Raw genomic sequence first — 22,640 nt, forward strand, 5'->3', positions numbered from 1 at the left:
TTGATAGCCGATGTCACTCGGTACCCGATCGGGTGACAGCCGCCACGATCGGATCTCCGAACGGGATCAGCGCCGGAAGCGCTCGCGCAACTGCGGATCGTTCTCCCACCACAGTCCGGTCGACACCGGCTCCTCGTCCTCCGCCGCCCGGGAAACAGTGCGCGGCAACGACTTTCGCCGTGCTCGGGCGGCCTCTTCGGCGTCCAGCTCCGCGTCCACCTCCCCGGCCTTGCGCCGCTCGTCGGCCGCGAAGGCGCGCATCACGACCAGCGAGTAGACCAGACCAAGAAAATCGCCCAGCAGCCACAGGATTCCCGCGCCGATGGTCTGGTCCATCCGCGCGCCCGGACCCCAATCGCGACCCAGCGAGCCGTAATAGCCGGTGGCTACCAGTGGCCCGAGCCACAGCACGATGCCGAGGATGCCGTCGGCCAGCGACTCCGCGATGGTGATGAGCAGCGAGAGCCCCTGCGTGAAGTGCTTGGGCACCGGATCGATCTGCAGGCGCGAGTAGAAGTACAGGAACCCGATGGCCACCACGATGATTCGGGTGACCGCGTCCACTTCCCCGTGCCGCAGCGCCGCCTCGTACCACGGCGAGAGAAAGAGCATCCAGGGCAGCAGCAGGATCAGCATGGAGGCGGTCGCCGGATGGGTGAGCAGCCGGGCGACGCTGCCGGAGAGCATGGCGTCCAGGCGCTTCCGGCCCGCCGGGCCGAGCGCCGCGCGCACCACGGTGAACGGCGCGCCGGCCGCGATCGCGAACGGCACCAGGTAGAGCAGCAGGAGCACCTGCAGCGCGCGCACCCAGAACAGGGTGTCGGAGTAGACGCCGATCACGCCGATGCCGGAGTACAGCCACACCACGAGCCCGACCCCGAAGAAGGCGGCCCGGCTCGCCGGAAGCCGTTCGCCGCGCTGTCTCCCCTTGCGGAAGCAGACCGCGTACGCGAGCCCCAGCAGGGCGATGACCAGCACGGTCGAGGTGTCCCACCGCCAGGAGCTCACCACACTGTGCAGCTGCAGCGGTGTTTGGGTCTGTAACACGGCACCCAGTATGCGCCGTGCCGCCGCCGGGGTCGGCACGGCTACCGGGATGGCGTCGCGCGGCTAGCGGGAGACCATGCGGCGGTAGGTCACCTTGTCGAACTCGCGCCCGTTCTCGTCGACCGCGACCACGTCCATCTCACTGGAGAACACGCCCGGCCGCACATCCACCCGGATGAACGAGTAGCGACTGAACCGCACCCGTGACCAGGCCGCGGACTCCTTGCCCTCGGTGCCGTCGGAGCTCCACAGGGTGCTCTCGGGCACGAAGGTGTCGGGCTTCTCGTTGCCGCGGTAGGTGTCGCCCGCGGCGAAGGTGCCGTGTGCGGCGCCGCCTCCGCCGACCACGTAGTAGACGGTGCCGTCGGTGTCGGGGTAGACGATCGAGTTGTCGGGCGCGGCCTTGGTGGGCTGTCCGCCGCGCATCGGGTCGGTGCGCTCGAAGTTGTGATTGTGACCCTGCAGCACCAGATCGACCTGATACCGATCGAACAGGCCGGCCCAGGCCCCGCGCACGCCGCCGTCGCTGGCGCCGCCGATGCCGGTGGCGTAGGCGCATTCGTGGAAGAAGCAGACGATGAAGTCGATATTCGGGTCCGCGCGGTAGGTGGCCAGGGTGGATTCCACCCAACTGTTCTGTGCCCCACCGGAATACCCGAGGTTGGCGCGGACCTGCCAGCTCACCTCGTTGGCGTCGAGGGACAGCACGGCCACATTGCCGTAGGTGAAGGAGTACACCGAGGGGCAGCCGGCGGGCCCGTTCCCGGGAAAGTCCATACGCGCCATCAGGCCGCCGTAGCCGTGGTTGCCGTAGACGGCTTCCATGTCGTGGTTGCCGGTGGCGAACATCCAGGGCACGTGGCCCGCGCTGCTCTCGATGGCCTGCAGGTAGGTGTCCCACACGAACGGGTTGTAGGCGTCGATGGCGTCGGTGTCGGCTTTGCCGTTGGGCACGAACCAGTCCGGGCCGCCGCCGTGCGAGGTGTCGGCGTAGCAGATGTCGCCGGCCAGGATGTGGAACTCCGGATTGCTGGCGACGATCTGGCGCTGGATGTTCTCGGCATTGCGGGAGCTGGGGGCGTCGCCCTCGCCGTACTTGTTGCGGTAGGCGCCCGAGGGCATGCCGGCGGGCAGGGCCGGGGTGTCGTCGATGCCCTGGTCGCCCATCATGGTGAAGCGGAACGGCAGCAGGGCCGCGCGCGAGCTTGGCATGGCGGTGCTCGCGGAGAGCACGTCGGTGGTGTAGCCGTCGGCGGTGCGCCAGCGGTAGAAGTGCGGCAGCCGCCCGGGCAGTCCGTCGACGGGGGCGTGCACGTAGAACTGCTCGGCCGACAGCACTCCCCCGTCGGTGCGCGGGAGCTGGGTGACCAGATTGCGAACCTCGGCCTCGAGGGTGCCGCCGAGCGCGGGGGTCGGGCCGTGATCGAGGAAGACCTTGGTGGCGCCCGGGTTTCGCGACAGCTGGGCGGAGAAACGCAGCTCGCCGGCGGCGTCGGTGCCATAGCCGACGCGGCGGCCGCCGACAGTCAGCGGAGCGTCGTCGGCGTAGGCGACGCCACGGCCGCCGAAGGCGGAGCCGAGCCCGGCGGCCACGGCCGCGGCGGCGCTGCCCCACAGGAAGTTCCGCCGGGTCACCCGATGCCGTTTCAGATACGAACGGTGCCATTCGTATTGCTCGTCCATCGTCATCTGCGCGGCGAGGTGTGGCGGAATGCCCGTGCGGGGCACCGTGCCGAGAGGATTCAGCATCGAGAGAACCTTGTCACCGTGAGTCCGTTTGCGCGGTCATCAAAACGCCGCAAGCTTACGGACTCGCGACATGGCGGTGAACACAGGACAATTCGCGCGGCGAGTCGTCCGAATCAGGCGGGCAGGGCGATATTCGGGTCGGTCGAGCGGTACGGCTCGGCGTGCGGTCCGGTGGCGAATCCGCGCAGCACATTGGCGATGGCGTGCTCGATGGCCGCCTCCCGGTCGGCGGCGTCGGCGTCGGCGAGCGGGCCGTCGACGATCAGCGAGGCCAGCCCGTGCACGACCGCCCAAGCTGTGAACTCCGCGCCCGGGCGCTGGCGCGCGTCCATGAATCCCACCTCGACCAGGGCGTCGATGCCGACCCCGATGAGCTGGAAGATGGGCTCCTCGTGCACGTCCTTCTGCACGTCGATATCGGTGGCGCAGAAGGCGGTTCGGAACAGGCCGCGCTCGCGGTCGGCGTATTCGATGTAGGCGCGCCCGGCGGTGGCGAGCCGGGCGATGGCGGTCGAGGTCGGATCCGCTTGCTCCGGAACGTCTTTCATGGCGCTGTCGAGCGCTTCGAAGAGGGCGTCGGCGGCCCGGTCGCAGACCGCGGCGAGCAGTTCCTCGTGGCCGTTGAAGTGACGGTAGGCGGCGGTGGCGGTGACGCCGACCGCGCGGGCGGCGGCGCGGACGGTGACGGCGGTGGGCCCGCCGATCTCGGCGAGCTGCGCGGAGGCGCGCACCAGGGCATTGCGCAGGTCCCCGTGGTGGTAGGGACCTTCGCGAGCCGGGCGCTGCGCCGCATCGTCAGTGATGGCCACAACACCGATGTTGACACCTGTACAGATTGGATGGCAAGTTAACACCCATAAAGTTCACGCCCGTCAACATTCCCGCTCGCCTCCGAGAGGAATCACCCATGAGCGCGCTACTGGGACGGATCGGCGATTTCGCCTTCCGACGCCGTGGCCTGGTCGTCTCGATCTGGGCCGTCCTGCTGATCGCCGTTCTCGGCCTCGCCGCCTTCGCCGGCGGCCGCCTCGACGACCGCTTCACCGTGCCCGGAGCCGAATCGCAGCGTGCGCTGGACACGCTGTCCGAGACCGCGCCCGACGCCGCGGGCGCCAACGCGCAGCTGGTCTTCACCGCACCCGCGGGCCGCCTCATCACCGAAGCGCCCTACCGCGCGGTCATCCAGCGCTCGCTCGAGACGGCCGGGACCGCGCCGGGCGCGATCGGGGTGACGGCGCCGCAGCAGGCGGGCACCATCTCGCCCGATCAGCGGACCGCGGTCGGGGTGGTCCACTTCGACGGTGATCGATCCAAGGTGACCAAGGCGGCCCGCGAGGCGGTCGAGCGATCCGGCGACCCGGCCCGCGCGGCCGGGCTCGACGTCTCCGTCGGCGGATCCGCGTACGGGGCCGGGGAAATGCATCCCGGCATCACCGAGGTCCTCGGGCTGGCGGTCGCCGTGCTCGTGCTGCTGATCACCTTCGGCTCGCTGCTGGCGGCCGGAATGCCGATCCTGTCAGCGGTTTTCGGCATCGCCGTCACCGTGGGCGGACTGTCGGCGGTGTCCGCGCTGGCACCGGTGTCCTCCACCGCACTCACGCTGGCGCTCATGCTGGGCCTGGCGGTCGGCATCGACTACGCGCTGTTCATCCTGTCCCGGCATCGGTCACAGCTGGCCGCGGGACTGACCCCGCGAGAATCGGCGCGCCGGGCCAATGAAACAGCGGGCAGCGCGGTCGTTTTCGCGGGCACCACGGTGATCATCGCGCTGGCCGCGCTGAGCGTGATCGGCATTCCCTTCCTGACCGTGATGGGCCTGGCCGCCTCGGGGGCGGTACTGATCGCGGTGACGGTGGCGCTCACACTGCTGCCCGCGCTGTCCGGATTCGCCGGGCTCCGGATGAAGCCGCGGCCGGGTTCGCGCACGCATCGGCGGGTCACCGCCACCGGGTCCGACAGCATGGGCGCGCGCTGGGCGCGGCTGGTCACCGCACGGCCGATAGTCACCGTCGTGGCGGTGGCCGGGGCGCTGCTCCTGTTGGCCCTGCCCGTGCTCTCGCTGCGAACGGCCCTGCCCGACAACGGTTCCGCGACCACCTCGACGGGGCAGCGGGCGGCCTACGACACCATTGCCGAGAAGTTCGGTCCCGGGCTGGACGGCCCGCTGGTGTTGGTCGTGGACACGGCCGACGGCGACCCGCAGGCCGCGTCCATCGTCGCCGATTCGGTGCGCAAGCTGCCCGACGTCGCGTATGTCGCGCCGCCGCAGGCAACGCAGCGGGCGGGGCAGTCGCTGGTCATGGTGGTTCCGGCCAGTGCGCCGGAGTCCCAGCAGACCGCCGATCTCGTGCACGCCATCCGCGACCGGGTGCCCGCCGCGGTACCGGGGTCCGAGGTGGCCGTCACCGGTGACACCGCCGTCACCATCGATGTCTCGCAACGGCTTTCGACCTCGCTGGCGCCGTTCCTGGCGATCGTGGTCGGGCTCAGCCTGGTGCTGCTGGTCGTGGTGTTCCGGTCGGTCGCGGTGCCGGTGAAGGCGGCGCTGAGCTTCCTGCTGTCGGTCGCGGCGGCGCTGGGCACGACGGTGGCGGTGTTCCAATGGGGCTGGGCCGCCGACCTGTTCGGGGTCGCGAAGGTCGGGCCGGTGGTGAGCGTGCTGCCGATCATCCTGGTGGGCGTGCTGTTCGGGCTGGCCATGGACTACCAGGTGTTCCTGGTGTCCGGGATCCGCGAGGAGTGGCTGCACGGCCGCGGGGCCGGGGCGGCGATCGTGGCGGGCACCCGCCACAACGCCCGGGTGGTGACCGCGGCGGCGACCATCATGGTCGCGGTATTCGCCTCCTTCGTCTTCACCGACGACGCCATGGTCAAGCCGATCGCGTTCGCGCTCGCGGTGGGCGTGCTCATCGACGCGTTCGCGGTCCGGCTGACCCTGGTCCCGGCGGTGCTGGCGCTGCTCGGCCGGCGCGCGTGGTGGCTGCCGCGCGGCCTGGACCGGGTGCTGCCGAAGCTGAACATCGAAGGGCCCGTGGAGGACAGCGAGCCGGAACCGCAGCGCGAGCTGACCTCCGTCTGAGCCGGGCGACGCCCGGAACCGTTGACAATCAATCGGTTTCGGGCGTCATCAGCCCCTGGTGGGTCGCCTCGTACTCGGTCTCGAACACCCGCTCGCGGCGGCGTTCGCGCAGCTTCCACACGATCAGGGCGAGCACGACGATGGCGGCGACACCGATGGCCAGGTCCCGGCCGACCGTCTTGGCCACCGCCTCGTAGGACTGGCCGGCCACGAAGCCGAGCACCACGAACGTTGTGCCCCAGACGATTCCACCGGCGGCATTGAACAGCAGGAAGCGCGGGTACGGCATGCGCGAGGTGCCCGCCAGCGCCGGCATCATGGCCCGGAAGAACGCGGTGAACCGCCCGAGGAACACCGCCCAGCCGCCGCGGCGGGCCAGATACTCCTGCGCGCGATCGAGGCGGCCGCGATGGCGGTCCAGGATCGAGGCCTGCAGCAGCCGCGGACCCACGTGCTTGCCGACCTCATAGCCCACGCTGTCACCGATGATGGCGGCGGCCACCACCAGCAGGATCATCAGCCACAGCAGCACATGTTCCTGACTGGCCGCCACGCCGCCGAGCACCGCCGCCGTCTCGCCGGGGATCACGAAGCCGACGAAGATCGCGTCCTCGGCGAACACCAGCAGCGTGACGACCAGGTACACCCAGACCGGCGCGATATCCAATATCCGGTGCAACAGCGAGTTCATGTCCGCCACGGTACTCAGGGCGCTCGGGTCACCGGCTCAGGGCGCTCAGGTCGAGGAGGCCGCCACCACATCGCGCCCGGGACGCCGCCGCAGCAGCGCCCACAGGCCCAGCGCGCAGCCCACCGCGAGGGCGGTCGCCGCCCAGCCGGGCGTGTAGGAGGTGAAATCGGTGATGGCACAATGCCTTCCGGGATCGATCAGCAGGCAGTGCCCGCGCCGGGTGTAATCGCGCAGCGCCAGCACCGGGGAGGGCACGTAGATCAGGGCGATGCCCAGCACCCGGGTGGACCCGTAGCGCGGGGTGACCGCCCCGAAGCAGTAGCCCGCCAGCACGGCGAGCAGGGCGTGCCCGAGACCGGTGAGGACGACCGGATGCCCGGCCGCCACCACCAGCACCGCGTAGACGGACAGCCCGATGATGCCCGCCGCGGCGACCCGCACGCCGGGCCAGCGGATGCCCGCGATCAGGCCCGCGGCCACCAGCACCACGAGTCCCGGAATCGACCATCCCGGAATGCCCGTCGCGAGGACGACGCTGCCCGCACCGGCGACCGCGACCGCCAGCAGCACCTGGGCGCCGTCGCGGGCCGGCAGCATCAGCGCGGTCAGCACCGCTGCCACCGCCGTGGCCGCGATGGTCGCCGCAATAGCCAGGATGTTGTCACCGTGCCGGGCCAGCGCGCCCGAGCCGACCAGATTGACGCCGATCATGAACGCGCCCGCGATGATCGGGACGATGGGCAGCCGCATCGAATGCGGTTCCTGCGGATACGCGCCCGGCTCCTGCAGGAACCGCAGCCCGATGGCCACCAGCGCCAGCGCGATCAGCCACAGCGGCGGCGCGTCGAGGGCGGGCCAGTTCTGCGGGAAGTTCTGGTCGGCCGCCTTGGAGTGGGTGTCCGGGATGAGTTCCTCGGCGACCACACCGCAGATCGCGCCCAGCAGCCACGCCGACGTCGCCCAGGAGTACCGGGATTCGACACGGGAACGGGACAGCACCCCCGCCCCCGAACCGCCCAGAATGAGTCCACCCGCGATGGAATCCAGGAAGTTCAGCGTGGCCAGCGAGGTGCCGAGCACGGCGTGCTGCCCCAGCAGGTGATTGACGAACAGCAGCGCCGCCCCGCCCAGCGCCACGCCCCAGCGCAGACTCTGCCCGCCCAGCGCGGTGGACAGCACCGCGACCACGACCGCGACCAGTGCTCCCGCCGCGATCGCCTGCGGGAGGCTGAACACCAGCAGATCCAGGTGCAGTACCGAACTGCGGGAGGTCCACGCGAAGTCGATGGGCACTATGAGCGACAGCCCGGCGATCAGCGCCGCCAGGAACGCCGTGCCCGCATCGACAGCGTCACTACCGGTCCGGACCCTCATCGGGGACCGGTGGACCTGGGTTCGCCACGCCGCTGACCAGCATTCACCGCGTCAGATTAGCAATCGTAAGGCTATCGATCCGGGAGGTCGGCGGCACGGCTCACCCGCCCGCGATTCGCCTACTCCGGACGGGAAAGCATGGTCTGGGCGTATCTGCGGAAAGCGGCCACCAGCCAACTGCGGTCATCGGCGCGGCTGACCACCACGACGTGGCTGGGCGGGACGCCGGCGAGCGGGATGGCGATGAGGTCGGGGCGCAGCCGGACACCGAGGTCGCCGCCCGGGACGATCGCGACCGCCCCTCCCGCCGCGATGAGCTCCAGCTTGTCCTCCATCACCGCCGCCAGCGGGCCGTCGGGCGCGGGACGGCGGTCGGGCCGGGGATCGATGCGCCAGAACGCATTCCACGCCGGATCCGATCGGCCGCTGGTGGTCGCCGCAGCCTCGACGAGAGGCGGCCAGCGGTGCGCCGGTTGGACGCCGCCGCGCTGTTCCTGGCCGCGCTGGAGTCCGCGCCCGCGAGGTCGCGGCCGCACGCGATCGACGACGAGGGGATTCCGTTCCGCGCCATCGCGGAAGCGATCGGCGAGCGGCTGGGCCTGCCGGCGGTGAGTCTGTCACCGGAAGAGGCAGCGGGTCATTTCGAGTGGCCGGACTTCTTCGCCGGAGCCGACCTCCCGGCCTCTGGAACGTTGACCGCGGAGCGCTTCGGTCGGCATCCCGAGCGGCCCGGGCTCCTCGCCGATCTGGCGGCCGGGCAGTGCTTCCGGATTCCGGCCTAGCTCAACCGGTTTCGGCCGCGGTCCGCTGCGCCGCGGGGTGATGCCGCCCGGAACGCCGCAGCAGCAGCCAGGTCGCCAGGATCATGACGATGATGGACGGCTTGCCCAGGATCAGGGTGGCCATCCCGAGCAGCACCACCTTGTCGGCGATGTACAGCGGGACGATCACGGCGAGATGGACGAGCCAGAAGACCAGCCAGCCCAGAGTGATCCGGCGGTGCAGGGTCGGATGCCCGTCGGACGGGTGGTCGGGTTCCATGCGCAGCTTGCGGGCGCACCACAGACTGAGCGGGCGGCGCGCGAGCAGGCTGCCGCCGAAGGCCGCCGAGAGCAGGACGCAGCCGAGCAGGTCGGGCAGGTAGAAGTCGCGGCCGCGGCCGGTGCACAGCACGAAGACCGAGTAGAGCGCGACCACGGCGATGGAACCGCCGACCACCTTGGCCGAGTCACCGCGGGCCACCCGGTGGCCGCCGAGCGCGACCGCCACCGCGAGCGCGGCCGCGATCCCGATCCACGGGTCCAACAGCTGGTATCCGAGCAGGAATCCGACTGCGGGCGCGGCGCCATCGGCGATGTGCCGCGGCCCGTGATGCTCGAGGAACTTGCTCCACGCGTCCTTCAGGTCGGTGCGCCCGTGACCTGTACCACTCATGCGGCAGAACCTACTGCAGAAGTACTGCAATGCCGATTGGTACGGGGAGATACCACGGCCCCGGGCGGATTCCCGCTAGCTCGGACAGGTCGGAGCCGGGTGGGGCTGCTTTTCGATTGGCCCGCGTCGTACTGGCTGGACCTGCGCGATTACGACCAGGTCGCCACCTCGGCCGCGCTGGACCGGCCGATTCTTCTTCTCCAGGGCGGCCGCGACCATCAGGTCACCGCCGACGAGGATCTCCCACTGTGGGAGGCCGGGCTGGCCGGGCGACCCGAGGTCACCGTGCGGGTCCACCCCACGGTCGACCACATGCTCTGCTCGGGCGCCGGACCGTCCACACCGGCCGGCTACCTGCGGCCTCGGCATGTCGATCCGGCGGTGATCGGCGATATCGCCGACTGGCTCGGGGCGCCGCCCCTGCGGCAGGGGTTGCGCGACCGTCTGACCCACAGCTGGAAATGCTTGCGCGGCATCGCGTCTCGAGCCAGCATCAGCGGATGACAATGCGACAGGTTGCAGTGGTGGCGGGAACGGTGGCGGCAGCGATCGGGATCGCGTCGGGCAGTGCTGGTGCGACGCCGATGCACACCCGCGACACCGCCATCGCGATGGCCTACCTCGACGCGCTGGTCAGTCACGACGCGTCGGCGGTGCCGTTCGCGCCGGACGCTACGCGGGTCGAAGCCGGTTTGCAGACCGGGTTCTCGGGGCCGCAGCTCACCGACGACCTCGAGCACGGGCCGCAGTATTCGCTCGTCCAGCGCTTCTACAACCTGCACTTCACCGAGACGGACGGGGTGGTGACGGCGCGCTACCTGCTGGATTCCGGTGTCGCCGGGGTGCGGCTGGTGACGGTGGACATCACCGAAACCTTCGTCATCCGTGACGGTCTCATCCAGACCATCGAGGCCACCATCGTGCCGGTCGGCTAGCTCGCCCGGGTGCGCTGCATGAGCAGCAGCGGCCGTCCCGTCGACACCACCCAGTATTCGAAGGCGTTGAGGCCGGCCAGAATCGCGGTCACCGCCGCCAGCGTCACGATCTCCGGCAGCAGCGGCGCGGCGGCGGTGACGACCGCCAGCACCACCGCGGTGACGAACCGGCCGAGGGTGGCCGCGCCGAACATACGCCAGCGGGTGAACAGGAAGGTGGTCACGTAGACTGCCCGACCGAACCCCAGCTCTGGCCCGCGACCGCCACGTGCGCGGCCTGCGTCACCGCGAACACCAGCACCAGATCGAAGAACAACTCGGCCCAGCTGGCCCGCTCATGCGCCTCGTGTAGAGGTTCAGTCACACCCGTAAATCCCTGCCTAGCTCCACATCCAGCGCGATCACTGTAGCCGCATCCCGACCGGCCGCGGTTGACGCGCAGGCCGACCGAACGCCCATGCGCCCGCATCACGATTAGGCAATCACCGCCACCGCGCGCCGATCTCGGCCCGCGTGAATCTGCGCCGCGCCTCGATCAGCCAGTCGGGCCGTTCCCGCCGCAGCCGCAACACCTCCCCGACCGTCCACCCACGCCCCAACTCGGGCAAATCACCCACCGCAATGTTCAACCGCGCCGCCGCGGCCGCTCGCTTCAAAGGCATTGCCGCCGAGCCACTTCGATTCCCCTTGATCGTCATGGTCCTCAATGCTGATGACGACCCGCATCGCACCGCGGCGGTTCGCAGACTTCGCACCCCCACAGCGACTTCATAATCCGTCGGCGCTACAGCACGGCCTAATGAATTCCCCGGAGTCGGAGTCGGAGTCGAGCGGATAGAAGAGCTCGATGCGGAATTCCTCGAGCATGAGGCCGAGGGCGGCGAAGCGGGCGGCCAGCAGGCTGGTGCGGATCACGTTGTCACCCGAACCGGAAGGTCGGGCAATCGGCGACGAACGCTCCCACGCCTGCGCGCGAGCGGGCTTCGACGCCCTGGGCTGAACCCGGATCGCTAGCCCTCGGCGGCCAGCTGGCCGCAGGCGGCGGCGATTTCCTGGCCTCGGGTGTCGCGGACGGTGCAGGTGACGCCCTGGGCCTGGACTCGGCGGACGAATTCGTCCTGGACCGGTTTCGGGCTGGCATCCCACTTGCTGCCCGGCGTCGGGTTCAGCGGGATCAGGTTGACGTGGACGAGGGGGCCGAGAGCCTTGTGCAGTTTCTTGCCGAGCATGTCGGCTCTCCAGCCCTGATCGTTGACATCACGGATCAACGCGTATTCGATCGACACCCGACGGCCCGACTTGTCCGCGTAATAGCGTGCGGCGTCGAGGACTTCGGCCACCGGCCAGCGATTGTTGACCGGCACCAAGGTGTCTCGCAGCTCGTCATCCGGAGTGTGAAGGGACACAGCGAGTCTCACCGACATGTCCTCATCGGCGAGCTTGCGGATAGCGGGGGCCAGACCGACCGTGGAGACCGTCACCGACCGCTGCGAGATGCCGAAACCCTCCGGCGACGGAGAGGTGATGCGGCGCACCGCGTTCACCACCCGCTTGTAGTTGGCCAGCGGCTCACCCATACCCATGAAAACGATGTTGGAGAGGCGGCCGGGGCCACCGGCGACCTCGCCGTCACGCAGGGCGGCCGCGGCGGCGCGCACCTGGTCGACGATTTCGGCGGTGGACAGGTTGCGGTTGAGGCCGCCCTGGCCGGTGGCGCAGAAGGGGCAGGCCATGCCGCAACCGGCCTGCGACGAGATGCACAGGGTGTTGCGGTCGGGGTAGCGCATGAGGACCGACTCGAGCAGGGTGCCGTCATTCGCCCGCCAGAGGGATTTGCGGGTGGTGCCGTCGTCACATTCGATGTGCCGGATCTCGGTCAGCAGCGGCGGGAACAGCGCCTCGGCGACCTTGGACCGCATGGCCTCCGGGAGGTCGGTCATCTTCTCGGGGTCCGCGACCAGGCGGCCGTAGTACTGGCGCGCGATCTGGTCGGCACGGAACTTGGGGAGGCCGAGTTCTTCGACCACCGCCTTGCGCTCCTGCGAATCGAGGTCGGCGAGGTGCCGCGGCGGCATGCCGCGACGAGGGGCGTCGAAAACGAGGGGCAAGGGGGTAGTCATAACCCTTCCAGTGTTCCATCCGAAACGCGCGTTCGGGGCCGCGGGGTGCGATGCGCACGTCACATACGATTTGACTATGACATCCCCAGCGTCCGGATCCGGGGCCGATCAGACCCCGGCCAAGAGCGATTCGCCACCGGCCACGAGCGATCGGACCCCGGGCCGAACCGCTCGGCCACCGAGTCACAGCACCGCGAAGCCGCCCGGACAGAACGTCCTCAAGACGCGCGCCGGCTACGCGTGGGTCAGTCTGGTCGTCGCCGCGCTGCTCGGCATTCTGGTGCTGGTCTTCATCCTGCAGAACCTGGAACAGGTCAGCGTGAATGTCTTCCTCTGGGAATGGAATCTGCCCAAGGGCATTCTGGTGCTGCTGTCGGTGATCGTCGGTGCCCTGTTCACCGCGCTCGTCGGCGGCACCCGCATCGTGCAGTTGCGCCGGGCCGCCAAGAAGGCCCGGTAGGCCGCCGGAGCATCCGGCAGCCCGGTCAGAGCAGCGCGGTCAGCACCAGCCAGGCCACGAAGGCCGAGGGCAGCATGGAGTCCAGGCGGTCCATGATCCCGCCGTGCCCCGGCAGCAGCGTGCCCATGTCCTTGATGCCGAGCTCCCGCTTGATCTGCGATTCGATCAGGTCGCCGCTGGTCGCCACCAGCACCAGGCCCACGCCGAGCAGCACGCCGATCATCGAATTCGCCTGCAGCAGCAGCGTCACCGTGAGCAGGCCGCCGATCACGCAGAACACCAGCGATCCGCTGAAGCCCTCCCAGGACTTCTTCGGGCTGATGTGCGGCACCATCGGGTGCTTGCCGAACAGCACCCCGGCCACGTAGCCGCCCACATCGGAGCAGACCACCAGGATCATGAAGGTGAGGACCCGCAGGTTGCCCTTGTCCTCCTGCAGCATCAGCACCGCGAAGGCGGCCAGCAGCGGAATCCAGGCCAGGACGAACACCGCGATCGCGGTGTCGCGCAAGTAGTTTCGCGGGGTGGCCCGCAGGCCGTGGTCGAACAGCCGCCACACCATGATGGTCAGCGCGGTCGCGCCGAACGCGCCCAGCACCCCCTGCGGCCCGGACGGCCAGGCCAGCCACACCACCGCCTGCCCGCCGATCAGCAGCGGAATCCGCGGCACCAGCACATCGGCCTCGCGCAGCCGCTTGGCCACCTCCCAGGTAGCCACCGCGATCGCCACCGCGATCACGCCGACCAGCACCTTGGGCGCCCACAGCAGAATCGCGATGAGGGACAACCCCAGCCCGAATCCGACCGCCAGCGCCGCCGGCAGGTTGCGGCCCGCCTTCGACGCGGGCGGCTTCCCCTCACCATTTTCCGGTACTGCCGACTCCGCACCCGCCTTCGCCGGCGGCACGATGGCGTCCTCCGGCGTCTTGCCGGTGGCGGCAGTCTCTTCGGCCACGATTGTCCCGTCGCTCACTTGTCGTCCGTTCGTCCCTGCCCCCGGCCGCCGTCGGCCGTCCTAGCGCTCGAGCAGCCCTAGACCTCGAGCAGCTCGGCTTCCTTGTGCTTCACCAATTCGTCGACATGCGCGACGTACTTCTGCGTCGTCTTGTCGAGTTCCTTCTCCGCGCGGCCGACCTCGTCCTCGCCGGCCTCGCCGTCCTTCTGGATGCGGCCGAGTTCGTCCATGGCCTTGCGGCGGACATTGCGGATCGAGATCTTGGCGTCCTCACCCTTGGACTTGGCCTGCTTCACCATTTCCCGGCGGCGCTCCTCGGTGAGCTGCGGGACGCTGACGCGGATGATGTCGCCATTGTTGGTCGGGTTCACCCCGAGGTCCGAGTTGCGGATCGCGGTCTCGATCGGCTGCAACTGGGCCTGCTCATACGGTTTGATGACGAGCATGCGCGGCTCGGGCACCGTGATGGAGGCCATCTGGGTGATCGGGGTCGGCGAACCGTAGTAGTCGACCACCACTCGAGAGAACATGCTGGGATTCGCGCGCCCGGTCCGAATGGAGCCGAGGTCTTCCTTCACCACCGAGACGGCCTTCTCCATTTTTTCCTCGGCGTCGAAGAGCGCTTCTTCAATCACGGCGATTCCTCCACTGCGTCATCGTTCTTGTCGCGGTCATGACCGGACCAGCGTGCCGATCTTCTCACCGGCGACCGCGCGGGCGATATTTCCCTTGGTCAACAGATTGAACACCAGCATGGGCATCTGGTTGTCCATACACAGGCTGAAAGCGGTGGCATCGGCGACCTTCAGGCCGCGCTCCAGCGCCTCCTTGTGGGTGATCTCGGTGAACATGGTGGCGTCCGGGTCCTCCCGCGGATCCGCGGTGAAGACGCCGTCCACGGCCTTGGCCATGAGGACCACCTCGGCGCCGATCTCCAGCGCGCGCTGGGCGGCGGTGGTGTCGGTCGAGAAGTAGGGCATGCCCATGCCCGCGCCGAAGATCACGACGCGACCCTTCTCCAGGTGCCGCTTGGCGCGCAGCGGCAGGTACGGCTCGGCGACCTGGCCCATGGTGATCGCGGTCTGCACCCGGGTGTCGATGCCCTGCTTCTGCAGGAAGTCCTGCAGCGCAAGCGAATTCATAACTGTGCCGAGCATGCCCATGTAGTCCGAGCGGGCCCGCTCCATGCCGCGCTCCTCGAGCTCGGCGCCGCGGAAGAAGTTGCCGCCGCCGATGACGACCGCCACCTGGACACCGGTCTCGACGACCTCGGCGATCTGCTCCGCGACCGCCTGGACCACGTCGGGATCGAGACCCACCCGGCCACCGCCGAACATCTCGCCACCCAGCTTGAGGAGCACTCGGCGATAGCCCTTGCGATCGGGGGCGGTATCCGGGTCCGTCATCGGTCTCCTTGTCTCGGCGGTCGAGCGTGCGCACGCACATGAAAAGACCATCCCGGCCGACGAATTGCACGGGACGGCAACAAAGCTCCATCTATCCTGCCTCACGACCGGCGGCGAGCGTGACCCGGCCCTCGATACGGCCTACCGATTCGCGACATCTCCACCCGTTTGCCCGGCCGCCAGGACAGCGGCGATTCGCCCGGCGGCGACCGGCGTGACGGGGGCCTGCACCACCATCAGCAGGTTCGGGTCCTCGGACGGGCGCAAATTGGAACACTTCGAGTTCGATCGGGCCGGCGAGCGGTTGGCGCACGGTAATGGCGGCGGGACGGAATCGGCGCACCGGCTATTCGGACCACCACCGCCGGAATTCCGGGCCGGCGACCGATAATCCCGACACCGTGCGGCGAGGCGAGGATCATCGGGGCGACGCCCACCGCATCGCGCAATTGACTGACCACTGCGCGTGCGTCCCGCTCCCGATGGGCCATCGGCCGCCGTACAGAGACCTGCCTGGCAGTATCGCCGGCAGGACGGGACCGTGCGCGGCTTCCTACCGTCGAAACGAGATCGCCACACGCGGGAGCAGCGACGCCATGCCCGACCTGCTGACCCTCGGCGCGTGGCCGCCCCGGTGAGGAGCACACCATGACCGACGGACTCCTGGCCGCCGACGGCCTGCTGCTGCCGCCCAGCGCGGGCGAGAAGGTGCAGCCCACCATGACGCTCGAGGTCGGGGCGGATCATTCCGACGCCTGGTCCGCCTTCGAGGCCGAGGTCCCGCCCGGGTTCGACATCGGCGCCCACTGGCACGGGCACGCCGAGGAGGTACATCGTCGACGGCGAACTCGACCTGCTGGCCTCCCATCCCGAGGCCAGGGGGCCGTGGGCGACCGGCTGACCTGGCACGCCGCCGACGGCACGCCCGTCCACCGCGGCGGCCCCGGTAGCTTCATGTACGTGCCCGCGGGCTGCCCGTACGCCTTCCGCAATCCCGGAACCACCACCGCCAGAATGCTTTTCATGGTCACCGCGTCCGGCCACGAGCGGTACCAGGCGGAACTCGGTGAGCTTCTGATGTCCGGCTCGGCAACCATCGACGCAATCTCCGAGCTACACCTGAAACACGACATCCACCAGCTGACCCCGTCGCAGAACCGACCCACCGACTGACATCCCCCGGAAGCGCTGCCCAAGTAACCGGGGGCGCTCAATCCTGTTTCAAATAAACACATTTCACATATCTTCGGGCCGTGAACACCAAGAACCGGACCGTCCGGACCGGACTGACCGCCCTCGCGATCGCCGGGGTCATTGCCGACGCGGGCCCCGCCACAGCCGACATCACCCTCGAGCCGGCCGCGCCCCCGACCACGAGCACCTCCGATATCGCGGGTACCTCGAGCGGCAGCGGGGTGACCGGCAGCCAGCAGTTGATCTACCCCTTCAGTTCCGCCCCGGTCGGCAACGGAACCCTGGCAGAGCTGCTCCTCTCCGCCTCGGGCTACAGCTTTCCGTGCGGTCAGGGCAGCAGCGGGCTGGGGCAGCTGGGATGGCTGCTGATCAACGGCTCCTCCGGCGGCGGCTGGGGGAACTGCACCAGCAACCCCGTCGTGTCGTAGCGCGGCGGATACGAGCAGGCCCCCCGCTCATCGGAAACCGATGGGCGAGGGGCCTTTCGATGCTTCAGGCGATTACGCCTGGCCGACCTCGAAGCGGGCGAAGCGGGTGATGGTGACACCGGCGTCGTCCAGCTGCTGCTTGACGGTCTTCTTGGAGTCGGTGACCGACGCCTGCTCCAACAGGACGACGTCCTTGTAGAAGCCGTTGACGCGACCCTCGACGATCTTCGGGAGGGCGGCCTCCGGCTTACCCTCCTCCTTGGCGGTCGCCTCGGCGATCTCGCGCTCCTTGGCGACGAGCTCGGCCGGGACGTCCTCGCGGGTCAGGTACTTGGCCTTGAGGGCCGCGACCTGCATGCCGGCCGCACGGGCGGCGTCGGAGTCGGTGCCGGTGTACTCGACCAGGACGCCGACGGCGGGCGGCAGGTCGGTGGCACGCTTGTGCAGGTAGACGGTGGTGGTGCCGTCGAACGAGGCGACACGGCGCAGCTCGAGCTTCTCGCCGATCTTGGCGGCCAGCTCCTGCAGCACCTGGTCGGCGGTCTTGCCGTCGACCTCAACGGCCTTCAGGGCGTCCAGGTCGGCCGGGCGGGCCTTCGCGGCGGCGGCCACGATGGCGTTCGCGACGTCCTGGAACTCCTGGTTCTTGGCCACGAAGTCGGTCTCGGAGTTGATCTCGATCAGGACGCCGTCCTGCGCGACGACCAGGCCCTCGGCGGTGGCGCGCTCGGCGCGCTTGCCGACATCCTTGGCACCCTTGATACGCAGGAACTCGACGGCCTTGTCGAAGTCGCCCGCGTTCTCCTCGAGCGCCTTCTTGCAGTCCATCATGCCGGAGCCGGTGAGCTCGCGGAGCCGCTTCACATCGGCGGCGGTGTAGTTCGCCATCTCGGGCGAGCCTCCCTTTGTGAGTGAAAGTCTGTGGGGGTCACACCTTGCCGACCGTCATCGAACGAGAACGGTCGGCAAGGTGAACAGATGCCTCGCGGCTGGAAATCAGAAGTCGGCCGGGGTCTTGGGGGCCGGCTCTTCCTTCAGCTCGGCCTCGGCCGCGGTCTCCGGCTCGGCGGCCGGGGTGGCCTGAGCCAGCAGCTCCTGCTCCCACTCGGCGAGCGGCTCGCCGGCGCCGGCCTCGGGCTTCGCATCGCCGGTGGCACGCGCGGCACGAGCCTGCACGCCCTCGGCGACGGCGGAGGCGACGACCTTGGTCAGCAGCGCGGCCGAACGGATCGCGTCGTCGTTACCCGGGATCGGGTAGTCGACCAGGTCGGGGTCGCAGTTGGTGTCCAGGATCGCGATGACCGGGATGTTCAGCTTGCGAGCCTCACCGACGGCGATGTGCTCCTTGTTGGTGTCGACAACCCAGATGGCCGAGGGAACCTTGGCCATGTCCCGGATGCCGCCCAGGGTGCGCTCCAGCTTGTTCTTCTCACGCGTCAGCATGAGGATTTCCTTCTTGGTGCGACCCTCGAAACCGCCGGTCTGCTCCATCGACTCCAGCTCCTTCAGGCGCTGCAGCCGCTTGTGGACGGTCGAGAAGTTGGTGAGCATGCCGCCCAGCCAGCGCTGGTTCACGTAGGGCATGCCGACGCGGGTCGCCTCAGCGGCGATCGACTCCTGGGCCTGCTTCTTGGTGCCGACGAAGAGGACGGTGCCGCCGTGGGCAACGGTCTCCTTGACGAACTCGTAGGCCTTGTCGATGTAGGTCAGCGTCTGCTGCAGGTCGATGATGTAGATGCCGTTGCGGTCGGTGAAGATGAACCGCTTCATCTTCGGGTTCCACCGGCGGGTCTGGTGACCGAAGTGCGCGCCGCTATCGAGCAGCTGCTTCATTGTTACGACAGCCATGGCTCCGTAACTTCCTCTCGTTGCTGGTTGACACAGGAATCGGCGATCCCTGCCCTGGCGCTCACGGCCACCGGAACCCTCCGAAAACGAATCAGGGGGACCAGCCGGCGACGCTCACTGTGGGCGCGCGAAGTCGGTCTGCGTTCACGCAAACCGCTGGATCAGTTTACGCAGCGGAGGGCTCAGACCGAAATCGGGGCCTTGGGACAGGTGATAACCAGATGTACAACCGCAGGTCAGCAGCCTACCGTGGGGAAATGCTCCGAACCGGGCGACTGGTACTGACACCGGTGTGCGCGAGCGATCACGCGGAACTTGTAGCGCTCTGGCACCACCCTCGCGTCCGCGAATTCCTCTACGACGGGGAAAAGCTCTCGGCGGATCGGGTGGCGCAGATCATCACGAATTCCGAAAAGGGTTTCGCCGCCGCGAATTTCGGGCTCTGGGCGATCCGCGAAAACTCTGGCGGGCCGCTGCTCGGCACGGCCGGATTGCGCGAACTCGACGGCGGGAGCGACCTGGAGATCATCTACAGCTCGAGCCCTGCTTGCTGGGGCCGGGGACTGGCGAGCGAGGCCGCTGCGGCCGTCCTGAGCCACGCGTTCGAGACGCTCGGGCTGGACCGCGTTCTGGCTGAGATCGACGAAGCCAATACCGCGTCGCGGGCTGTCGTCGAGCGCCTGGGAATGCGGCCCTTCGAGACGGTTCCGGGGGTGATCGGGCCCATGATCCACTACGCCCTGGAACGGCCCCGCGACTGACATTCGTGCTGTTCACAAGTGGTCGTGTCATCCACACTCGCCGTAAGCCCTCTCGACCACCGCGTCACCGGGGCGCAGGCTGACTTCCATGCCTACTGCACCGCACAGACCCCTTGCTTGCGCCTCGCCCACCCGGAGCACCGCCGTCGCGACCTCGGGCTTCACGAGGGCCTCGACCATGGGGTGCGCGACCATCCCGATCGGGTCGCCCATGAGTGCCCGCACGGTCTTTCGGACCGTGCCGGACGCGCATATCCCGCGAGCCGTATCGCGTGCACAACGCACGAGCAGACTGCTCGTCAAAGTGATGGCCGGAGCCGGGGCGGCCGGGCTGATCGGGCTGTGCGGTGTCCCGTCGGCTGCCATGAGTTCGGCGGCGCCCGGCGGTGACTTCGACTGGCCGCTGCGTCCGCGGCCCGAGGTGGTGCGCGCGTTCGACAAACCCGAACACGATTGGCTGCCCGGGCATCGCGGCGTGGATTTGGCTGCGTCCCAAGGGCAGGCGGTCCTCTCGGCCGGGGACGGCATCGTTGTCTTCGCTGGAACCGTCGCCGGCAAACCGGTTGTCTCGATTGATCATCCAGGCGGACTGCGCACCACCTACGAGCCGGTCACAGCGTCAATTCCGGTGGGCCGCAGGCTGACTCGCGGCGATCCGATCGGCCTCCTGGAACCCGGCCACCCCACCTGCTCCCCCTGCCTGCACTGGGGCGCCCGGCGCAACCGCGAATACCTCGACCCGCTCGGACTGCTGCACCGCACGCCTATCCGGCTGAAGCCGCTCGCTGCCGCGGCGATTTCAACCCCCGTGAGGAACGAAAACCCTGTGAGCCAACAGAACCGCATCGTGCTGGGGGTCGGCCACCGAGTAGCTTCCGAATCTGCTGTGGCAGGCACCGTTCCGCCATTCATCGCTGAGGCGCAGTCGGCTCCGATTCGATGTGGAGTCCTCACCGCCATGTCGCACGAGGCCACGATCGGATCAGCGAACCAATGTGTTCGCGCCGCCGCGACCCACCCGCACGCCTGCGCCTCGATCAGAGCCAACGACAAGCGGACGACCATGTCCGTAAGATCTCTGGGCCGCCATGATCCCCGGTCGCCGGCGAGGCGAGTCGCCGACCACAAGCAGGACCGTGGAGCGAGTTCTCTCCGCTGCTGCCGTTCAGCGGCGGCATCTCGGCCTGTCGTAGCACCGCACAACGGACTGCCGGAAACCGAGGAAAGATGGTGATCATGTCGCAGCAGGTGCCTTTCACGTACTCCGACGTCGGCGCGACCGAGGGCGAATTCCCGCCGGGCTATCACCATTTCCGGCTGCGCCGCCGGATCGGTTCCGGACGAAGGCTGTTCGAGCAGGCGGCCGCGCAGGTTCTCGATTACGGGATGCAGCGCGGCACCGGGATCTTCCAGACCGCGACCACACCGGTTGCCGAACCCGGAACCGAGCTGACGGTGCGTCTCGGGCTGGGGCCGATCGGTGTGACCGCGCCGTGCCGAGTCGTCTATGTGCTCGACGAGCCGGATCGACGCGGCTTCGCCTACGGAACGCTGCCCGGCCATCCCGAAAGCGGTGAGGAACTGTTCGCGGTCGAATACGACCCGGCCGATGACTCGGTCTACGGCATCGTCGCCGCGTTCTCGAAACCAGGCGCCTGGTACACCCGCGTCGGGGGACCGGTCGTGCGGCTTATTCAGCGCTGGTTTGCGCACCGGTACATCGGAACGATCCGCCCCCGCTGAGTGCGCAACCCCGGTCGTCCATGTGTGATGCGACCCCCCCAGCCGCGAGACGAGCAACTTCAACCATCTACGAAACGGGCGACTTCAACCACACGAGCCGGGCGGCCCAGTCGTTCGTGAGGCGGGCAACCTCAGCCACCCACGAGGTTGGTGAACTCGGTCATCGACAAGACGGGCAACCTCAGTCATCCACAAGGCGGGCGAACTCAGCCACCCACAAGACGGGCGAACTCAGTCGTCCACGAGGTGAGTGATCTCAGTCGTCAGTGAGGTGGGCGGTGAGGGCGGCGGCTTCGGCGCGGAGGGAGGTGGCGCGGTCGGTGCCGGTGACGAGGGATTCGTATTCCGCTGCGGCGGTTAGGCGTTCGTTGATTTCGGCGCGCACTATGTCGGCGATCTCGGATTCGGTGAGGGCGCGGCGGGGGCGTTCGGCGGCGCCGAGGCCGACGGCGCTGTTCTCGATGGCGCCGGCGCGAATATCGGATGCGTCCACGGCTTCGGCGTTGTCGATGGCGGCCAGCGCCGAGCGGAGAGCCGCGGTGGCATTGCGGTCGCGGGCCTTCATGGCGACGGGGAGGGCGGCACGGAGGCGTTCACGCAGCGCGGATGCGGTCGTCATGATCATCGACGCTACCCGCTAGGGTGTCGCGCATGGGGCTGCGGTGGTGGGGTGCACGGGATCGAAAGGCTTTGTCCGAGCCGGTAGTCGGGCACATGGACGCGATCGCCGATGCCGCGCGGATCGGAAACTGGGATCAGGTCCTGAACCTCATGACGGAGGGGCCTCGGGCACTGAGGGCGCCTGGTGACGTGGTGAATTCGACGCGGGTCGGCGGGCCGTCCGGCTATGCACCGCTGCATCAGGTGGCCTGGCACGGCGGTCCGGTGGCGGTCGCGGAGCGACTCATCGAGCTGGGTGCGTGGCGCACCCTGCGCTGCGGGATCGGTCAGACACCCCTCGACATCGCCGCTGAACGCGGACATGAGCATCTGCTGGCGATCCTCACTCCGCGTGTGCGCCACGCGGTTCCGCAACCGCAGCTCGATCAGCTCGAACACGTTCTGCACGCCGTGATCACCGGCCGGGCCTACGATTTCGTCCGCGAAATACGGATGCGGCTGCCGCAACTCGGTCCACTCACCGAGGTCGAGACGCCGTCGATGTGGATGGCCGTACCCGGTATGTACGGCGGGTTCAGCATCGAACTGTCTCGCCCCGGCGAAACACCCGAGCTGACGGTCGAGAGCTGGTGCCGCGTCGTCGGCGGATCCGGGCAACGACATATTGTCCGCCCCAACGGATTCGAGCTCGTCGACGAGGGATTTGCCTGATCCCTCACGCAGCGAGACCCGCGGCGTGCGCTATGCGCTGCCGGAACGCTCTGGATGGGCCCGGAGGCCCGCCGCAGATGCGGG

The 22,640-nt window shown here is 68.8% G+C and carries 30 protein-coding genes; 11 read left to right on the forward strand and 19 right to left on the reverse strand.

Annotated elements, in window-relative coordinates; genetic code table 11:
• Positions 1–66: 66 nt before the first annotated feature.
• The 3 genes from ON33_RS16610 to ON33_RS16620 all read right to left on the reverse strand — a co-directional run bounded on the left by ON33_RS16610 (position 67) and on the right by ON33_RS16620 (position 3,605).
• Positions 67–1,047: a cytochrome c oxidase assembly protein gene (locus ON33_RS16610; RefSeq protein ID WP_040859791.1), complete on the reverse strand. Its 981-nt coding sequence runs from the start codon at positions 1,045–1,047 to the stop codon at positions 67–69.
• Positions 1,048–1,110: 63 nt separating this feature from the next.
• Complete coding sequence (locus ON33_RS16615; RefSeq protein WP_040859792.1) at positions 1,111–2,796, reverse strand: metallophosphoesterase; 1,686 nt, start codon at positions 2,794–2,796, stop codon at positions 1,111–1,113.
• 113 nt (positions 2,797–2,909) lie between these two features.
• Positions 2,910–3,605: a TetR/AcrR family transcriptional regulator gene (locus tag ON33_RS16620; protein WP_245550556.1), complete on the reverse strand. Its 696-nt coding sequence runs from the start codon at positions 3,603–3,605 to the stop codon at positions 2,910–2,912.
• Positions 3,606–3,703: 98 nt separating this feature from the next.
• Here ON33_RS16620 and ON33_RS16625 point away from each other — a divergent pair, with 98 nt between their 5' ends.
• A complete protein-coding gene (locus tag ON33_RS16625; RefSeq protein ID WP_040859793.1) occupies positions 3,704–5,875 on the forward strand; it encodes an MMPL family transporter in 2,172 nt (723 codons plus the stop codon).
• Between the two features lie 28 nt (positions 5,876–5,903).
• On the opposite strand, the gene ON33_RS16630 is transcribed toward ON33_RS16625, so the two are convergent.
• From ON33_RS16630 to ON33_RS38280, 3 genes are all read right to left on the reverse strand, one after another.
• Positions 5,904–6,566, reverse strand: coding sequence for a DedA family protein (locus ON33_RS16630; RefSeq protein ID WP_040859932.1), 663 nt, complete (start codon positions 6,564–6,566; stop codon positions 5,904–5,906).
• Positions 6,567–6,611: 45 nt separating this feature from the next.
• The gene (locus ON33_RS16635) at positions 6,612–7,940 is read right to left on the reverse strand and encodes a hypothetical protein (RefSeq protein ID WP_040859794.1); all 1,329 of its coding nucleotides are present in this window, start codon (positions 7,938–7,940) and stop codon (positions 6,612–6,614) included.
• A gap of 119 nt (positions 7,941–8,059) precedes the next feature.
• Positions 8,060–8,278 (reverse strand): hypothetical protein, encoded by a 219-nt coding sequence (locus ON33_RS38280; RefSeq protein ID WP_157184569.1) that lies wholly within the window; start codon positions 8,276–8,278, stop codon positions 8,060–8,062.
• A gap of 126 nt (positions 8,279–8,404) precedes the next feature.
• Here ON33_RS38280 and ON33_RS38285 point away from each other — a divergent pair, with 126 nt between their 5' ends.
• Positions 8,405–8,722, forward strand: coding sequence for a Rossmann-fold NAD(P)-binding domain-containing protein (locus ON33_RS38285; protein ID WP_051152330.1), 318 nt, complete (start codon positions 8,405–8,407; stop codon positions 8,720–8,722).
• Between the two features lies 1 nt (position 8,723).
• Here ON33_RS38285 and ON33_RS16645 read toward each other — a convergent pair whose 3' ends face one another.
• Positions 8,724–9,374: a DUF3159 domain-containing protein gene (locus ON33_RS16645; RefSeq protein WP_040859795.1), complete on the reverse strand. Its 651-nt coding sequence runs from the start codon at positions 9,372–9,374 to the stop codon at positions 8,724–8,726.
• A gap of 99 nt (positions 9,375–9,473) precedes the next feature.
• Here ON33_RS16645 and ON33_RS16650 point away from each other — a divergent pair, with 99 nt between their 5' ends.
• Positions 9,474–9,878 carry an alpha/beta hydrolase gene (locus ON33_RS16650; protein ID WP_040859796.1) on the forward strand — a complete coding sequence of 135 codons (405 nt, stop codon included), beginning with the start codon at positions 9,474–9,476 and terminating at the stop codon, positions 9,876–9,878.
• Positions 9,875–10,309 carry a DUF8021 domain-containing protein gene (locus ON33_RS16655; RefSeq protein ID WP_174391537.1) on the forward strand — a complete coding sequence of 145 codons (435 nt, stop codon included), beginning with the start codon at positions 9,875–9,877 and terminating at the stop codon, positions 10,307–10,309. Before ON33_RS16650 ends, ON33_RS16655 begins: the two co-directional genes overlap by 4 nt.
• Here ON33_RS16655 and ON33_RS16660 read toward each other — a convergent pair.
• The 5 genes from ON33_RS16660 to rlmN form a co-directional block, all read right to left on the reverse strand.
• Positions 10,306–10,533: a hypothetical protein gene (locus ON33_RS16660; RefSeq protein ID WP_040859798.1), complete on the reverse strand. Its 228-nt coding sequence runs from the start codon at positions 10,531–10,533 to the stop codon at positions 10,306–10,308. The genes ON33_RS16655 and ON33_RS16660 overlap by 4 nt on opposite strands.
• Positions 10,530–10,673, reverse strand: a complete 144-nt coding sequence (locus ON33_RS42770; RefSeq protein WP_218001445.1) for a low temperature requirement protein A — start codon at positions 10,671–10,673, stop codon at positions 10,530–10,532. Before ON33_RS42770 ends, ON33_RS16660 begins: the two co-directional genes overlap by 4 nt.
• A gap of 118 nt (positions 10,674–10,791) precedes the next feature.
• Positions 10,792–10,971 carry a hypothetical protein gene (locus ON33_RS16665; protein ID WP_040859799.1) on the reverse strand — a complete coding sequence of 60 codons (180 nt, stop codon included), beginning with the start codon at positions 10,969–10,971 and terminating at the stop codon, positions 10,792–10,794.
• Positions 10,972–11,077: 106 nt separating this feature from the next.
• Positions 11,078–11,224 (reverse strand): hypothetical protein, encoded by a 147-nt coding sequence (locus tag ON33_RS41300; RefSeq protein WP_157184570.1) that lies wholly within the window; start codon positions 11,222–11,224, stop codon positions 11,078–11,080.
• A 95-nt stretch (positions 11,225–11,319) separates the two neighbouring features.
• Positions 11,320–12,429 carry a dual-specificity RNA methyltransferase RlmN gene (gene rlmN, locus ON33_RS16670; RefSeq protein WP_040859800.1) on the reverse strand — a complete coding sequence of 370 codons (1,110 nt, stop codon included), beginning with the start codon at positions 12,427–12,429 and terminating at the stop codon, positions 11,320–11,322.
• A 76-nt stretch (positions 12,430–12,505) separates the two neighbouring features.
• On the opposite strand from rlmN, the gene ON33_RS16675 reads away from it, so the two are divergent.
• The gene (locus ON33_RS16675) at positions 12,506–12,889 is read left to right on the forward strand and encodes a LapA family protein (protein ID WP_040859934.1); all 384 of its coding nucleotides are present in this window, start codon (positions 12,506–12,508) and stop codon (positions 12,887–12,889) included.
• A gap of 25 nt (positions 12,890–12,914) precedes the next feature.
• On the opposite strand, the gene ON33_RS16680 is transcribed toward ON33_RS16675, so the two are convergent.
• The 3 genes from ON33_RS16680 to pyrH form a co-directional block, all read right to left on the reverse strand.
• Positions 12,915–13,796: a phosphatidate cytidylyltransferase gene (locus tag ON33_RS16680; RefSeq protein WP_051152376.1), complete on the reverse strand. Its 882-nt coding sequence runs from the start codon at positions 13,794–13,796 to the stop codon at positions 12,915–12,917.
• 125 nt (positions 13,797–13,921) lie between these two features.
• Positions 13,922–14,479: a ribosome recycling factor gene (frr, locus tag ON33_RS16685; protein ID WP_040859802.1), complete on the reverse strand. Its 558-nt coding sequence runs from the start codon at positions 14,477–14,479 to the stop codon at positions 13,922–13,924.
• Positions 14,480–14,515: 36 nt separating this feature from the next.
• On the reverse strand, positions 14,516–15,250 hold the full coding sequence (gene pyrH / locus ON33_RS16690; RefSeq protein ID WP_040859803.1) for a UMP kinase: 735 nt from the start codon (positions 15,248–15,250) through the stop codon (positions 14,516–14,518).
• 648 nt (positions 15,251–15,898) lie between these two features.
• Here pyrH and ON33_RS16700 point away from each other — a divergent pair.
• The gene (locus ON33_RS16700) at positions 15,899–16,423 is read left to right on the forward strand and encodes a cupin domain-containing protein (protein ID WP_218001446.1); all 525 of its coding nucleotides are present in this window, start codon (positions 15,899–15,901) and stop codon (positions 16,421–16,423) included.
• Between the two features lie 80 nt (positions 16,424–16,503).
• Positions 16,504–16,872: a hypothetical protein gene (locus ON33_RS16705; protein WP_040859805.1), complete on the forward strand. Its 369-nt coding sequence runs from the start codon at positions 16,504–16,506 to the stop codon at positions 16,870–16,872.
• Between the two features lie 72 nt (positions 16,873–16,944).
• On the opposite strand, the gene tsf is transcribed toward ON33_RS16705, so the two are convergent.
• Together tsf and rpsB are read right to left on the reverse strand one after the other, a co-directional pair.
• Entirely contained in the window at positions 16,945–17,760 is an 816-nt protein-coding gene (tsf, locus tag ON33_RS16710) for a translation elongation factor Ts (RefSeq protein ID WP_040859806.1), read from the reverse strand.
• A gap of 108 nt (positions 17,761–17,868) precedes the next feature.
• Positions 17,869–18,720, reverse strand: coding sequence for a 30S ribosomal protein S2 (rpsB, locus tag ON33_RS16715; protein ID WP_040859807.1), 852 nt, complete (start codon positions 18,718–18,720; stop codon positions 17,869–17,871).
• A 257-nt stretch (positions 18,721–18,977) separates the two neighbouring features.
• Here rpsB and ON33_RS16720 point away from each other — a divergent pair, with 257 nt between their 5' ends.
• Positions 18,978–19,481, forward strand: a complete 504-nt coding sequence (locus ON33_RS16720; protein WP_051152335.1) for a GNAT family N-acetyltransferase — start codon at positions 18,978–18,980, stop codon at positions 19,479–19,481.
• A gap of 27 nt (positions 19,482–19,508) precedes the next feature.
• Here the strand turns inward: ON33_RS16720 and ON33_RS16725 are convergent, their stop codons facing one another.
• Positions 19,509–19,706, reverse strand: coding sequence for a hypothetical protein (locus ON33_RS16725; protein WP_157184571.1), 198 nt, complete (start codon positions 19,704–19,706; stop codon positions 19,509–19,511).
• Between ON33_RS16725 and ON33_RS44415 the strand changes: the two genes are divergently transcribed.
• Both ON33_RS44415 and ON33_RS16730 read left to right on the forward strand, forming a co-directional pair.
• Positions 19,693–20,715: a M23 family metallopeptidase gene (locus tag ON33_RS44415; RefSeq protein ID WP_373281035.1), complete on the forward strand. Its 1,023-nt coding sequence runs from the start codon at positions 19,693–19,695 to the stop codon at positions 20,713–20,715. The two genes, ON33_RS16725 and ON33_RS44415, sit on opposite strands and share 14 nt — an antisense overlap.
• A 2-nt stretch (positions 20,716–20,717) precedes the next feature.
• The gene (locus ON33_RS16730; protein WP_085996775.1) at positions 20,718–21,224 is read left to right on the forward strand and encodes a DUF1990 domain-containing protein; all 507 of its coding nucleotides are present in this window, start codon (positions 20,718–20,720) and stop codon (positions 21,222–21,224) included.
• 256 nt (positions 21,225–21,480) lie between these two features.
• Here the strand turns inward: ON33_RS16730 and ON33_RS16735 are convergent, their stop codons facing one another.
• On the reverse strand, positions 21,481–21,843 hold the full coding sequence (locus ON33_RS16735; protein WP_040859810.1) for a GatB/YqeY domain-containing protein: 363 nt from the start codon (positions 21,841–21,843) through the stop codon (positions 21,481–21,483).
• Between the two features lie 32 nt (positions 21,844–21,875).
• Between ON33_RS16735 and ON33_RS16740 the strand changes: the two genes are divergently transcribed.
• Positions 21,876–22,556, forward strand: a complete 681-nt coding sequence (locus ON33_RS16740; RefSeq protein WP_040859811.1) for an ankyrin repeat domain-containing protein — start codon at positions 21,876–21,878, stop codon at positions 22,554–22,556.
• The last annotated feature ends 84 nt before the right edge of the window (positions 22,557–22,640 follow it).

The organism is Nocardia niigatensis NBRC 100131 (genome assembly GCF_000308655.1).
In the GTDB taxonomy this organism is placed as follows: domain Bacteria; phylum Actinomycetota; class Actinomycetes; order Mycobacteriales; family Mycobacteriaceae; genus Nocardia; species Nocardia niigatensis.

Coding starts and splice junctions, on each gene's coding strand:
- ON33_RS16615 (WP_040859792.1), bottom strand. CDS start 2,796: ATGCTGAATCCTCTCGGCACGGTGCCCCGCACGGGCATTCCGCCACAC.
- ON33_RS16625 (WP_040859793.1), top strand. CDS start 3,704: ATGAGCGCGCTACTGGGACGGATCGGCGATTTCGCCTTCCGACGCCGT.
- ON33_RS16630 (WP_040859932.1), bottom strand. CDS start 6,566: ATGAACTCGCTGTTGCACCGGATATTGGATATCGCGCCGGTCTGGGTG.
- ON33_RS16635 (WP_040859794.1), bottom strand. CDS start 7,940: ATGAGGGTCCGGACCGGTAGTGACGCTGTCGATGCGGGCACGGCGTTC.
- ON33_RS16645 (WP_040859795.1), bottom strand. CDS start 9,374: ATGAGTGGTACAGGTCACGGGCGCACCGACCTGAAGGACGCGTGGAGC.
- ON33_RS16655 (WP_174391537.1), top strand. CDS start 9,875: ATGACAATGCGACAGGTTGCAGTGGTGGCGGGAACGGTGGCGGCAGCG.
- ON33_RS16665 (WP_040859799.1), bottom strand. CDS start 10,971: ATGCCTTTGAAGCGAGCGGCCGCGGCGGCGCGGTTGAACATTGCGGTG.
- rlmN (WP_040859800.1), bottom strand. CDS start 12,429: ATGACTACCCCCTTGCCCCTCGTTTTCGACGCCCCTCGTCGCGGCATG.
- ON33_RS16675 (WP_040859934.1), top strand. CDS start 12,506: ATGACATCCCCAGCGTCCGGATCCGGGGCCGATCAGACCCCGGCCAAG.
- pyrH (WP_040859803.1), bottom strand. CDS start 15,250: ATGACGGACCCGGATACCGCCCCCGATCGCAAGGGCTATCGCCGAGTG.
- ON33_RS16700 (WP_218001446.1), top strand. CDS start 15,899: ATGACCGACGGACTCCTGGCCGCCGACGGCCTGCTGCTGCCGCCCAGC.
- tsf (WP_040859806.1), bottom strand. CDS start 17,760: ATGGCGAACTACACCGCCGCCGATGTGAAGCGGCTCCGCGAGCTCACC.
- rpsB (WP_040859807.1), bottom strand. CDS start 18,720: ATGGCTGTCGTAACAATGAAGCAGCTGCTCGATAGCGGCGCGCACTTC.
- ON33_RS16720 (WP_051152335.1), top strand. CDS start 18,978: ATGCTCCGAACCGGGCGACTGGTACTGACACCGGTGTGCGCGAGCGAT.
- ON33_RS44415 (WP_373281035.1), top strand. CDS start 19,693: ATGAGTGCCCGCACGGTCTTTCGGACCGTGCCGGACGCGCATATCCCG.
- ON33_RS16730 (WP_085996775.1), top strand. CDS start 20,718: ATGTCGCAGCAGGTGCCTTTCACGTACTCCGACGTCGGCGCGACCGAG.
- ON33_RS16735 (WP_040859810.1), bottom strand. CDS start 21,843: ATGACGACCGCATCCGCGCTGCGTGAACGCCTCCGTGCCGCCCTCCCC.
- ON33_RS16740 (WP_040859811.1), top strand. CDS start 21,876: ATGGGGCTGCGGTGGTGGGGTGCACGGGATCGAAAGGCTTTGTCCGAG.